The 13,300-nt window shown below is 53.3% G+C and carries 11 protein-coding genes; 6 read left to right on the plus strand and 5 right to left on the minus strand.

The window, feature by feature from the left end:
- Positions 1-118: 118 nt before the first annotated feature.
- Positions 119-667, plus strand: a complete 549-nt coding sequence (locus tag GKKCFE_RS15095) for a GIY-YIG nuclease family protein (RefSeq protein ID WP_445576767.1) — start codon at positions 119-121, stop codon at positions 665-667.
- A gap of 583 nt (positions 668-1,250) precedes the next feature.
- On the opposite strand, the gene GKKCFE_RS15100 is transcribed toward GKKCFE_RS15095, so the two are convergent.
- Entirely contained in the window at positions 1,251-2,036 is a 786-nt protein-coding gene (locus tag GKKCFE_RS15100) for a hypothetical protein (RefSeq protein WP_405627155.1), read from the minus strand.
- Between the two features lie 6 nt (positions 2,037-2,042).
- Complete coding sequence (locus GKKCFE_RS15105) at positions 2,043-2,936, minus strand: helix-turn-helix transcriptional regulator (RefSeq protein WP_405627153.1); 894 nt, start codon at positions 2,934-2,936, stop codon at positions 2,043-2,045.
- A gap of 342 nt (positions 2,937-3,278) precedes the next feature.
- Between GKKCFE_RS15105 and GKKCFE_RS15110 the strand changes: the two genes are divergently transcribed.
- From GKKCFE_RS15110 to GKKCFE_RS15125, 4 genes are all read left to right on the plus strand, one after another.
- Positions 3,279-4,451, plus strand: a complete 1,173-nt coding sequence (locus GKKCFE_RS15110) for a metallohydrolase (RefSeq protein ID WP_223523711.1) — start codon at positions 3,279-3,281, stop codon at positions 4,449-4,451.
- Positions 4,448-6,700: a Mov34/MPN/PAD-1 family protein gene (locus GKKCFE_RS15115; RefSeq protein WP_445576768.1), complete on the plus strand. Its 2,253-nt coding sequence runs from the start codon at positions 4,448-4,450 to the stop codon at positions 6,698-6,700. The genes GKKCFE_RS15110 and GKKCFE_RS15115 overlap by 4 nt, the downstream gene beginning before the upstream one ends.
- Positions 6,701-6,936: 236 nt before the next feature.
- A complete protein-coding gene (locus tag GKKCFE_RS15120) occupies positions 6,937-7,752 on the plus strand; it encodes a hypothetical protein (protein ID WP_445576769.1) in 816 nt (271 codons plus the stop codon).
- Between the two features lie 976 nt (positions 7,753-8,728).
- A complete protein-coding gene (locus GKKCFE_RS15125) occupies positions 8,729-8,899 on the plus strand; it encodes a hypothetical protein (protein ID WP_445576770.1) in 171 nt (56 codons plus the stop codon).
- Between the two features lie 60 nt (positions 8,900-8,959).
- Here GKKCFE_RS15125 and GKKCFE_RS15130 read toward each other — a convergent pair whose 3' ends face one another.
- The 3 genes from GKKCFE_RS15130 to GKKCFE_RS15140 are packed head-to-tail and all read right to left on the minus strand — an operon-like array spanning position 8,960 to position 12,562.
- Positions 8,960-11,140: a protein kinase domain-containing protein gene (locus tag GKKCFE_RS15130; protein WP_177091788.1), complete on the minus strand. Its 2,181-nt coding sequence runs from the start codon at positions 11,138-11,140 to the stop codon at positions 8,960-8,962.
- Positions 11,137-11,940 carry a PP2C family serine/threonine-protein phosphatase gene (locus GKKCFE_RS15135; RefSeq protein WP_256349405.1) on the minus strand — a complete coding sequence of 268 codons (804 nt, stop codon included), beginning with the start codon at positions 11,938-11,940 and terminating at the stop codon, positions 11,137-11,139. Before GKKCFE_RS15135 ends, GKKCFE_RS15130 begins: the two co-directional genes overlap by 4 nt.
- Positions 11,885-12,562: a vWA domain-containing protein gene (locus GKKCFE_RS15140; RefSeq protein WP_024698768.1), complete on the minus strand. Its 678-nt coding sequence runs from the start codon at positions 12,560-12,562 to the stop codon at positions 11,885-11,887. The genes GKKCFE_RS15135 and GKKCFE_RS15140 overlap by 56 nt, the downstream gene beginning before the upstream one ends.
- A 445-nt stretch (positions 12,563-13,007) precedes the next feature.
- Here GKKCFE_RS15140 and GKKCFE_RS15145 point away from each other — a divergent pair, with 445 nt between their 5' ends.
- Positions 13,008-13,298 (plus strand): type II toxin-antitoxin system ParD family antitoxin, encoded by a 291-nt coding sequence (locus GKKCFE_RS15145; RefSeq protein ID WP_024698769.1) that lies wholly within the window; start codon positions 13,008-13,010, stop codon positions 13,296-13,298.
- Positions 13,299-13,300 lie beyond the last annotated feature (2 nt).

Below are 13,300 nucleotides of genomic sequence, written 5' to 3' on the forward strand. Positions count from 1 at the left end.
CGAAGCATTGGCTGCATTGCCTGACGAAAATGAATGCAATCGCTCGCCAACTGCAGCAGACAGCTGCACTTACGATAGCGGTATAACAAGCCCCAGAAAAAACAGGACCTAAGGAAAAATGATCGATCAGTCGTTACTGAGCGGCATCGCAAGCCATTTCAATAGGCTTGCCAAGCAAATAGAGAAGCTCACCTTTGAATCTGAAATGAAAGCAAGCATTCCTTTTTCGGCGATTCACAAAAATTGCCTCGAGGAACATATGAAGGAATTGCAAGCTTGGGTAAAAAGCTCTCCAACCCGCACTTCTTACATTTATCGGATATCGACAGAAGACAGCACCTCCAGCAAGCAATTTTATGACGCGTTCAGCCACGCAAAATCAACGAAGCATGAGGGGCGCGCCTATGCACGTATTCATAAGGAGTCAAACATATTTTATGTTGGCAGCTCCAGTTCCTTGATGAGCAGATTCAAACAACACTTGGGGATGGGTCACAAAGACACATACGCTATGCACATCAACCGCTGGCTACCCGATATTGAGGGTGAACTGCAAATTCAGGTCTGGCGATTTTCAGCAGACGTCCCTGCTGAGGTCATTCAAGCGGTGGAGGATGGTCTATGGACCGAGAGTAATCCTATGTTTGGACGTAAAGGTGCACGATGAGGTCTTTTACCAGCCTACAACTCCAGGCGCGGTAGCACTATGAGAGACCTCGATGGCATCAGGCATTGGTTTTCGCAGGCACAACAGACGTCTATCAGAGCCGCATGCGTCATCGTCCGCCGCCCCCCAACGACGATCCACAGGCTTTGGGATACCCAGGCTATTGTGATCGTGGCTCGGCTACCATGGCCGGTAAGCTAGACCCAGAGTGTTCTCACCGATGGTTTAATCGGACCGCCACGGCTCGCAAATAGATAGCCGTGACCAGAGCGCATCGCGCCAAGCAGATGACGCTCGATTTCGAGCCAGGGCTAAGGCTGGCACAGAGTAAGGAGGAACGTCTTGCGGCCGCTTGCTTTGCTTGCACATCATCAGCTGTGACTATTTCAAAACCTCGGATGGAGAAATCCAGAGCCCTCGCTCCAGATCAAATTGACTTGGTGTCGCAAAGCGAAGCTCACCAATACGTACGCCTGTTAATAGCAACTGCAACCCAGTCGAGCCTGCTGGCTGCCGCGATAGCATCATCAACCGAGACGGTCCGGCTGAACTTAGTTAGAGCCGCTCGCAACACTGGCCTGCCCTACTCTCCCGCGGCGACTTTGGCCTTGTGCCCTCTTGGCGCCGGCATAGTCACAAGGCATTCAAACAAACGCTCCGCGTACACAAAACCCATTCGCTTGACCGCATCCTTGTCGAAATAAAAGAGCCATGCCAGCAATAAGGCACCTGAAATGAGAATGGTAAGCCCAGCGGCAAGACCCGGGTCAGCAAAGTGGATCAACTCGATTTGTGGAGGTTTTACACGAAGAACGCCGGCAATCAAACAGCCATAAACAAGTCCGCAAAGGCAGGAAAAAATGCCGACGGCTTTCATGGCTACCATGTTGCGGTGAAAGCCGTAAGCGATGTTCTCCTTGAGCAGCAATTGCTTGTTGGTGCGAGTGAGTTCCCTGAGTCGTTTTGTTGCACCGATATAGATGTCGTCTGCACTGGCCGGATCGCTCGCCTCCTCCTGCGCGGTTGGCATAGCAATGCCTAGCTTTGAAGTGATCGCGGCGTGATACCTCTGTTTGCTGATGCGATCTAAAAATTTGTCACTGTGGCGTAGCGCCAAGGTGGTCGGCATCCCACCCCATAGCGCGACCAGCTTTTCTTCAAGCTTTTTCCCACGCCCGCGGGCCACGCTGGCGAGCGCGTAAATGGCACCACATCCGCCAAGTAAGCCAATGACACTGGTCAGTACCGGGTGTTTTGCGCCGTAAACACACAACAAGGGGACGAGTAACGGTAACGAAACCAGCAATCCCGGAATGACCCGAGCTTTTCGCTCATACGGGTCTTTGACCAATTCAAATATCGCGATCATAAAAGCCTATGGGTTTAGTTCATCGATGAAGGGTTGAATTTCTGTGCGATTTTTTAGATAGATGTGCTGCACCTTCGGGTCGAGGCATTCGTCCAGCAATCCAAGACTTTTGAGCGTGTAGAGAAGAAACGCCTGGCGGCACGGCAACTCGGCCTCTCCGTCGCGCATGCCGTAATCTCGCTCAACCACCCTCTTCTTGGGCGTCTCCAACTCGGGGTTTGCGGCAAGGATCAAGGTTACATAGGTATGCCACTGGGTATCCTGGGCCGGGTCGACAGAACATTCTTCAATCCCATCAAGGCTCAAGATCCTGATCAGTACAAAATCGCTAAACCGTTTGCGGTTGTGACAATACGCTCGCACATGCCAACGGGAACCGTCATGTCCCAGCGAATGGGGCGACAACAAACGCTTGGACACCTCCAAAGAAGTCATCGACTGGTAACTGACATGAATCGACAACTTTTCGCGGATGGCCTTGATGACGGCGGCAACGATCGTTTCATCCAGAGTTCGACCAGGTCTGGGCACAAAATCAGCTTCAGGTACCGCCCCTAAAAAACTGCTCGAAGCATCAATGATCCCGGTTCTGGTAGCGAGCAATTCCGTCAGATACTGGTGAGCGGATGATTGTGGGAACACTGCCTGGAAGTCTTGTGGAGCCACATAGGTTTTGGAGCTGCGGTCATATTCAAGATTGTTCGGCGCCAACTCAGTGTATTTGGCAATGTCGAGCGAAGCCTGAGGCACCGACACACCAAAGTATTCCGTCAAGTCAGCTCTATTGATACGCCCTTCCCAGCGCAGTCGAAAATCGATGAACTGAAGACGACGATCCGCGCCCCAGCTTCGACTTTTGGTTTCCGTGGAAGGTGATGTATTTACAGACGACGGTTGCATTGACTGATCCAAAAAATAAACGGATATAAAAACTATTCGTATTAATATATACGCGTTTAATGGCTGTTCGTCCAGCCGATATTCCTGAGTTCACAAGCCGCTTGGCGCAAGATTTCCCTTACTTCCCCTTGGTCTCGCCCCGCACTCCCTCAGGGCGACTATCTCGCTATTCCCTTGAGGCCGGGTCTCCTTTCATCCAGTCAATGGGTCGTAACCCAAGCCCTTAGGTCGCCGACCCTAAATCGAGTATAAAAAATATTCGTATAAAAACTAGACGAGCATAATTTCTATGCGTATCTTCTGTCGTGCGATCAAATTTCTAGCAACGCTTTGGGGAACTGAATGTCAGCGAAAATTACGTTTTTCCCGGTGGACAACGGCGACATGACGCTGGTGCAGCTAGCCGACACGGCAGCCACCACGCTGCTGATCGACATGAACATTCGTGTCGCGGCCGATGACCCAGCGGACTCGACTCCAGACGTTGCAACGGAGCTGCGAAAGCGCCTTCGGTTTGATCAAAAAAAACGGCCTTACGTTGACGCGTTGTTGCTGAGCCACCCGGACAAGGATCATATCAGTGGCTTGGCGAAACACTTTTGGTTGGGATCACTCGATGACTACCCCGATGACAATCTACAGTGGCATGAAAAGCGCATTGTCATTCGCGAAATGTGGTCATCTCCGATGGTGTTTAGACGCCGCTCGAAACACCACACGCTCTGCCTGGATGCCGTCGCCTTCAATAAGGAAGTCCATCGCAGGATTGGGCTTTGGCGCACATTGCGGTCTGCAGTGGAAGGCGACCGCATCAAAATCATGGGTGAGGATGAGAAAGGCAAAACCGACGATTTGCTGCCCATCGTGATCAAGACTGGTGAGAAATTTACCCAGATCAATGGCGAGCCCTCGTTCCTGTTCTCGGCTCACCTGCTTGCGCCCGCTCCTCTGCAGGACGATGACACTGAAGAAATGCTGTCCAAAAACCACTCCAGCGTCATTTTGAACATTGAACTGCAGGCTTCAATCTATTCGTCCAAGCGCGTCAGGTTCTTGACCGGAGGGGACGCAGAAGTGGCCATCTGGAAACGTCTGTGGGAAAAGTACGAAGACACTCCAGAAGTGCTTGAATACGATTTGCTTCAAGCGCCCCACCACTGCTCATGGCACTCCCTTTCTGTCGACAGCTGGTCAACCTACGGCAATGACGCCGAGCTCTGCCTGGAAGCCCGTAACGCACTCGGGCAGGCTCGAGAAGGTGCAACTATTGTTGCGAGCAGCAAGAAGATACTGGACAACGATGACAACCCGCCGTGCATCCGGGCCAAGCGCGAATACCTGTCTATCTTGAGGCCAGTGGATGGCATCTTCCATTGCACGGGGGACGGTAAGCGCCCGGAAACGATCGAGTTCGAAATCACCTCCACTGGAGTGTCCAAAATTGTCGCCGGTGTCGCTGCAGGGGTAGGAGCTAGTGCCGTGGCTTCCGCTGCGCCAAGGGCGGGCCGCACATGAATGAGATCTACGAATGGGGAACACCGATTGGTGAAGGACAAAAGGATTCGCTACATCCAATGACGCTTGGCCTGATTCAGGCCTGTCAGGATCATCCGTGCATCGAGGTGCTGGACATCCGAACCGTCGATGAAGGTTTGGGGCCGGAGCAGGCCATCGTCATTGAGGCGGGTGATGGCACCATTGAGTCAGGCAACCCGGGTCGCATCCGCAGGCGAGAAACCCTGGCGATTACAGTGAATCCGCAGACCGATGTCCCGGTGGTCGTGCGTACTCTGCGCAAGGATTTCCCGGGACACTCCCATCAACACGGCACACACCTGAACACACCACGCGCCCTCTGCCTCTACAATATCGTGTGGAGCGCTGTTGAACGCAGCTGGACGCCAGAACGCTTTTTGGAACGGATGTTCTGGTGGTTACGCGAGACGTCTCAGCTACGGCTGCATCGGGACGATCAACCACTGGAGCAACTGTTTTACAGCAGTCGCTACCAGTTGATCCTGCCTTCAAATTATTTGAAGCAGTCTGAGGACAGCGGCAAAAACCTGATTATCGAGGAAATCACGGGAGCACCGGGACGTCAGGTTACCTTGCGGGGAAGGTTCGATGACTCAAACAATCCTCGAGGTGTGGGCCTGCAGTCACTGAAGCTGTCTGTCGACGGTGTCGGTTCATCACAGGTGGAAGCCGCCCCCCAGACACTTGGTCAACTCCATGACCGCTTGGTCTCCCGTGGAAGTGGGCTAAAGGAGCCATTGTTGAGCAGCGTGTTTGATGCGGTGACCGATCAGGGATTAGTCCCTGAACAGGCTGGCGATATCAAGGCGATACTTATCCTGGTCTGGGTGCCGCGCACGGGTAAGGATGGCATTGAACGGTACGACGTGCTGGGCTATGCGCTCCAGAGTTCGCTGCAAGCACTCGGTAACGCATTCGGTATGTTGCACTTCGACAGTGAAAAGCGTCGCTGGCATCGCACGACTTTGATTGGCGATGCCGCACAGAGCGATGAAGATAGCGCATGGCGAGATCTGGAAATCCTTTCAGTGCAAATCCGCTGGGGGATCGGAGCCGAAGGCGGACGCCAAATGTCCGCGATCAACCCTGACGATGCTGACTTCGATGGGGTGCTCGCCGGCGTAGGCTCTTTGGGCGGAACACTTGCAGACATCTGGCTGCGTGAAGGCTGGGGCCGCTGGACGTACATCGATCCGGATCAGTTGCTTCCCCACAACCTGGCACGACATGTCGGATTGGACAGTGAAGTGGGCTACGCGAAAGTCGATGTAGTCCGGCACCATGCCCAAATGGTGTTTCCCGACGAACCTGCACCTAAAGCGATTGCGGGTAGCCTGACAAGCCAAAGTGAAGAGGTGATCAGCGCGTTGGGTTCAGCGAGTTTAGTGATCGATGCGACGACGACTTTCGACGCGCCTCGCGATTTGGCTGAGCGTGAAAATGCCCCCCGCACCGCCAGCGTGTTCCTCACCCCTTCAGGCCTTGCCAGCGTGATGCTGTTGGAGGACGCGAGTCGTACCCTGCGCTCCCCCGCATTGGAGGCACAATATTACCGAGCGATCCTCAACAGCCCCTGGGGAAAACCGCACCTTCAAGGTCACTTGGGGGATTTATGGATAGGTGGTGGCTGCCGTGACATTTCGTTTCGGATTCCGCTTGAGCGCATTCACTTGCATGCAGCAATCCTTTCGAAGCAACTGCGCAAAAGTGTTCTGGGCGATGGCGCACGAATCTGCGTGTGGACAGTGGACGAAGAGACGGAAGCTGTAACCCCGATGGAAATCACCCCCCATCCGGTGAGCTCACACGCTCAGAATGGTTGGACGGTTACCTATGACGATGCGTTGATCACCAAGCTCAAGCAGATTCGTGGCGCAGCCCTTCCCAACGAAACGGGTGGCGTATTACTTGGGGTGACAGACCTGAAGTCTAAAACCATCCTGTTGGTCGACACGTTACTCCCCCCCGCTGACAGCCAAGCAACTCCCCACCACTTCATCCGAGGCAAGGTCGGTCAGGAAGCCGCATTAGCAGACGTACACGAACGCACGGCTCGAGTCGTCGACTACGTGGGCGAATGGCATTCACATCCTGATGGTTACCCTGCGACCCCCAGTGTCGATGATCGAACGCTAATCACGTCGCTGGCGGGCTTGATGTCCAGTGAGGGGCTACCCGCCATCATGATCATCGTGGGCGAGTATGAGATCACTTTCCATGTTGAGTGATCAGCCAGCGCGGCGTCCTTAACACCCACGATGCAGCACCTATAAGGCACTAGCCAAAGGGGCATGGCAGGTTGCCCCTCTGCTTGCGGAAACAGCATTCAACCTAGGAGAAATGATCTGCCGGTATCAAATTTGCTCGCCAAATAATTCGAGAACCAGGAAAGGAAAAATCAACTAATAATCTCGTTAAAATAATTAAAAAGCATCGAATCTTAAACAAACGAATAGGTCATCCCATGTCTGGATCAGTAGAGCTTTCGAAAGAAGAATTATTTTCCCTGGTTGAAAAAGCGGTCAAGCCTCAGTTCTTTTTGCTCATATTCAGTTTCGTTTTGCTCTTCGATGCTTCGCTAGTACGTTTTCACCACGTCGGACTCTTTGAACTAGGCACTTCGAACCTGAGCACTTCAACCGTTGGCATCACCTTGATTCTGACCTTCCTGGCTTTCTCAGGTTTGGCTTCAATGATTCTGCCTTTTTTATACATAGCATCGATCCAACTCTATATTGCTACGGTCTATAGTTTCTGTCTGTGGTTGAAGCAGAAAATCGAACCGGACAATGAGCCTATACACTATACAGGGCCAAAAAGACGCGAACGTGATCGTGTTCGTCCATGGGAACTGCGAGAGGAAGCACACAAAACACAAAGCGACTTCCTCATTCAGCTCTATAACACCTATGACACGACTCGAAAGCAAGAGCAAATTAACCAACGAAGAGTCGATTTTTTTGCATTTTGTACACTGTGCTTTCTCGTACTGAATTGCTGCCTACCTAGCTCACCTCAAGCGCAGACCTTGGCCCAGATGAGCATTACATACTTTTCAACGACTACACACATTTGGCTAAGCCTATCTGTTTTCGCCGTCATAGCATTCCATTCGTTGCACGATGACACCTACGAAAAACGATGGATCTATTGCCCGCCATTACATAACGCCCTGGAAGACAAAGACGAAGAGAAACGCAAACAGGAACGTCAGTTCCAGGAAGAAATCAAAATTCGCAGTGAAATCAGCAGAAGACGCCGCGAGGAGACACTGGAGTAGTTGAAGAGAGTTCGACAGTTCAAAACATAAGCCGCCCAGGCGGCTTATGCCTGCATTGACCCGACTTTTTATATTCATGATTGATGTCGGGCTTCTTCAGCGTCGAACGAAGAAAATCTTTGACAACAAACAAAAAGCGGACGCTTGTCTGAACCACCCAAAAACCGAGCTGGGTGGGCTCACGCCACTGCAATTCGCGCAAAGTGAGTCCGGACACTAAGCAGGATCTTTCAATGCCGACATTCGCCAGCGCCTAGCGGTGATTGATTTGAATAATGTCGAAGTCAGAGAGTCATTGGCCTTGAAGGTCGAGAAAGAGATCACTTCGTTACGGCGCCGGGCCCAGGAGAAGCAACTGGTGCTTCAAGAGGTCATCCGCAAACATGAACACACTGCAAGCCGAGGCAGAGCTCAGGTCCCCCTAATAGCTGACGTTTCCTCGATCGCTAACAGCGCCATGCCAAGGACTGGAGGCTAGTAATGGCAAATCTTTATGCGCACAAATTATGGGCGGCGTTCAGGAGAAAAGTTATCGAATTGGACGGTAGCCAGTGCGTCGAATGCGGGCGATCAAGGGACGATGGCGTCGTCCTGCAGGTTCACCACAAACGCTACATCAGTGGACGTAAGCCTTGGGAATACGAAACCTCCGAATGCGAGACCTTATCAAGGGTGCCATGCTCGAGAGCATGGTGAGATACGACCGGATGCTGGGTGGGAGTATGTAGGCGAAGAAGATCTAGGCGACCTGAGCGGCAACTGTGAACTGTGTGACAACTCGATTCGTTATGTTCACTACGTGCAGCACGAGCACTGGGAGCAAATGGGGGTCGGTACTCATTGCTGTGACAATCTCACAGGGACGAGAGAGGCGGCAGAAGGCCGACGACGTTTAGGGCGGTATAGACGATTCATATCCTCCGCCAAATGGACAGCCGGGAACGACCTTCTCAAGATAAGACATTGTGGACTCATCGTGGCGGTTGTCTTAGAACAACAGGGATGCAAGCTGATCATTAATGATGTTCAGGGCCGAAAGACCTTCACAACCGTACTCGCCGCCAAGAATTTCTTGTTCGAGTTCATGGAATCTGGTGAAGCCGCGAAGTTTGCCGAACGGCAAAAAGCGAAAGCGAATAAATCCTGAGCCCCCCAACTCCCACCTCCTAACTGAGCTGCCCATGGCCCAGAACAAGACCACTACACTTCAGCCTCTTGTTCCTTTACATGAGGGATATTTGGAACACCCCCAGAATTGGCTTCCAGCACGCTTTCCCTTGCGAGCCGTCCGACGAACCATAGATGCACCACATATGGGGCAGGCATTCGATGCTGGCGAACGCGCAGGGCCAGTTGCAGATGAGTGTGTTGGGGTCAGCGGCGCCGGGCTTCGAGCAGGTTGAACTGGAGCTCTTTTGGGAACCTCGATGGTGACGACTGCAGGTGTGGGCACATTGATTCCCAAGACCGCGCAATCCTCTTGGGCCTTTGCACGCTCGGCAAGTGCCTGCAAGAGAGATTGATCGGGCGCAGAATTAGCGGATAGGCATCGTGGCGCCGCAGTTTGTAAAGCAGCCAGGCCCGAACGAAGTTTTTTCTGCAAATCAATCTGTCTAGCCGCTGATGCAGAGCGCGCTGCGTTCTCGGCTTGGATATCAGATGGATCTGGCGAGGGGTTGTAACGGAACTTAGCCTCGTGACTTTGGCGCCATGCAAGCATTTTTCCAGTCAATGCCTCACCAAACCCCGGCACCGCACGAACCGCGGATGCCGTTATGTCAGCAGCAGTTTCAATACCAAAGGAGGTCAACGTAGCAGTCTTCGCAGGCCCGATACCCGGTATTGTTGCCCGTCCTATCAGGAACCGATCCAAGAAGTCTATTCGCTGACGCGCCTCTCGTGTCGACTTCAGTTTTATCAGTACCTGCGCGAGATCCCCCTCAACCTGCCGATATCGGGTCACACAGTCTTCCAAGTCGGCACGTAGAACAAAAATCTCCTTCAGGCCAATGCGCTGCAAATGTGCCATCGATAGCAAACGCACCCGACTATCAGCATCCACGTAAGCCCTGCGAAACGGCGCTGGATCTACCTTGGCCTTAGTGAGCAATGCTACCAAACCGTAAACGCCCAGGCCTCCCCAAAGGAGTCCTAACTGCGGCACGTTGAAAAAGCCGATGATTGCCGCCAATAGTGCCAGGACACCGTAGATAGCTTTCTCTGGACCGTTGCTCTTTGCCTGAGTAACTGCCGCACTGGGCGGGCCTACATTTCCGCTCCAGGTAGGCAGAGCTTCTTCCGGCCGAGGAATCCGCACCGCGCGGATAGCCGCCCATACAGCTTCAAGATCGAAGGGCCCTGCCGTAAGAACATTCCCCACGACAAGCCCCAATGGGAACATTTCGAAACCAGACTGACTTGCTAGCCGACACCAAAGACAACTTCCTGCCGCACTAGGAAAGTAGTGAGTCGGGACATTTACACATTGACGCAAGCCAGCTTCGAGACCTTGAAGCAAACTCACCCACGCAGCCGGATCCGGACGGGAAGTAGCAGCAAGACCGAACGCCGACTCAAATGCAGCGGCAACCGACGACGGGAAATCCGCCAAAAGCACCGAGCCGGGCGGTGGTGTGGTACGTGTTTCGTCGCGTCGGACAATTGAAAAGGCAAAGCGGTGCTGTGCAATCGACTGACCCAGGCTAAGATCCGCACCACTAAAACGGCCGGAATAGGGATGCTTGCCCATGACTAGCAATTGGAAGATGGCAACTGCGAGTCCAAAGTTGTCATGCGCCTGAGTACGCTTGACGCTACTAAAGCTGACACCATGGAGCTCTGGGGGCGTAAAGTCCTCCATGCCAACAACACAGGGATAGGACTGCCCATTCAAACTAAACTGAAAACTATCGGCATCAATCAGTGCGACAGTGGCGTCCTGCGCTACCAGAACCCCGGAATGGTTGAGATCCCCAATAATACAGCCAGCTTGATGCACCGTTGCGACGGCACGCGCGACGTTTTGCGCCACGCGTACTAGAAACCGATAGTCAGCTTTGGGAAATTGGATTTTGCGTGACTTCGGGCTGTACAGCTCATGGAGCGGCCTATACCCCGCAACCAGTCGCATAGAAAAACCAGCGAAGTTGCCCGAGGAATCAGTAACCACCTCAGATGGGAAAGCCACAAGAGTGGTCGCGTCCGCCAACCGCCCTTCTACCATCGCCCTAACCTTACTTTCGCGGGAGCGCCGAAGCTCAGCCTTGTAGATTTTCACTGCACGATCGGTACGTCCCACCAGCGCGTACACATCCCCCTCGCCTCCTTTGCCAAGGCGCTTATCGAGTTGCTCATTCTTACCGGCGATACGTACCGGTGGAGAGTTCATCGACATGAAACGAGGATGAGAGTCTTGTCGTCATCCGTTCGCTCGCAGAACGCAGGACTGTTCAGGTATCGCGCAAGTGCGCCTGACAATTCAACCAAGCGTCCCTCCCCTGCTACTTGGTCGACCGGATTAATCATCGGATCAAAGAACCGAGCAAAGGGCTGCTGTGTTGCTTGCTCCAAAGCGACTGACTCCAATCCATCCGAAAATAAAGCGAAGGCGTCATACTCAAGATCCAAATTGAAGGTACGCAGCCGAACCTCAGGGTCATCCGTAACGAAATAGGTCGTCGACGCAAACTCTCCGTTTTCTGGCCAGCACAAGGCCTCCCATACACCAGCCTTACGAGCGACAAGCGCACTGTCGCCAATCTGCAAAGCCAAGACACGCCCTTTGAAAACCACCAGCATCACCAGCGTCGCAGCGAATTGTCGCCGAGTCAGACCACGCCGCGCGGCTGCCTCGGATAGACGGTCTCGCACCAGATCAATCCAACACAGGATCAGCTCATTATCCGGCAAGCTGTCATTACGTTCGAACCATGATCGGAAGTTAGCTATCAGGCTGCGGCAAACCAAGGACGCGCCTTGCCCGCCGTAACTTGCGCTGCCCGCTCCGTCGGAGACTACCGCACAGAACGTATGCGAGTTGATCCGAGTAACGCTGTAGGCATCCTGCTTTCGCGTCCCAATGCGCTGATGGGACGTGCCGATACACGACGCAGCCGCCCAACGCCAGCGAGGATTATCCAGCAATGGCCCAACCCTCTGGACCAGTCGGATTGGCAAGTGGAACGGCATCCCCTGGATTGGACTGCGATACAGCGCTTAGCGAGCTGGAAAGCCAAGCAAAGAGCTCGCGAAACGCCAATCCCTTCAGCTTCAATGGCTGACGTGTACCCAACTGCGAGAGAGACGACATATCCGCACCGTCAACACCAACGGAGTAGAACATGAATTCTTTACGCTCTTCCCCTTCATGGACGCGTCGACGCGCCTCCTGCCAATCATCAGTCGGAGCACCATCGGTAATAAGAAATACCCAAGGGCGGTAGTACTTGACGCCATTGGAGCGGTAACGATCCTTGCGTTCGCGCAACAGATCCAGTGCCCGCACAACAGCCTCCCCCATTGGCGTTACACCACTTGCTTCCAACACCTCGGGGAAAAATCCGTCGACTGTCGTGAACTCGGTACGAACGTTGACGGGACCAAAGGTCACCACTGCCAACTCCACACGTTTCGCCGCCATCGCATCAGCGTACAAGTCATCTTTGAATGACTGCAAAGCATCGTTCAGCATCTGGATTGGCGCCCCATTCATAGATCCAGATGTGTCCAACAGAAGTATGCAAGGGCACCGTTGCTCGGGATTTTCAGCAAACTCCGCGTCTGCAAACGGCTGCTGCTCGAAATCGCTCATCTTGTCCCTTTATCCTTTTCCATGACGAGACTGTCGTGATAGCACGATACCAGCACGTACTAAAAAACGCACAAAATTGATCAGAACAGCGCCTATCTCATGTGAGCTGTCACGGATGCTGTCAGTGCATAATGGCTAATTACTAAGATGCATATAGGTTCGCTTCACTCGAACGGTGAGAACGCCGGACACATCAAACAGGGCTTGGCCAAGCTGAGGGCCCAAGGCCCACACTAATCAAGCTGTCCCCGACGTCCCGCCTTCAACACCCTTTTTTGGACTCTATGCACATGCAGTCCGGAGCCAGCACGTGCTGTTCGGCGCGAAGGATGACCCCGTACGACACAATTCGTCAGATACAAATCCAAAACTATGTGCTCGCAGGTAAAATGGCATAATATGCCAATGGTCAAAAGAACCTGTTTGCCCAGAGCTGGAGCTAATTATGGCGACGCGAAACGTTGTGCTCACCCCTCATCAGGAACAGGTTATCCAGGACCTGGTGCAGTCCGGCCGTTATCAGAATGCCAGCGAAGTGATGCGAGAAGGTTTGCGCCTATTGGAACAGCGCGTCGCCGAAGACACTGCCAAAATTGAGGCCCTGCGTCAGGCGACCTCGATCGGCATCATGGATCTTGAGCACGGGCGCTTTACTCAGTTGAACGAAGGGGATCTGGAGCACTACCTCGAGGGCTTGAGCCTGGAGGCAACCCTCCCCGCGCGCGAGAAACACTGAGC

Source organism: Pseudomonas sp. E141, assembly GCF_052659885.1.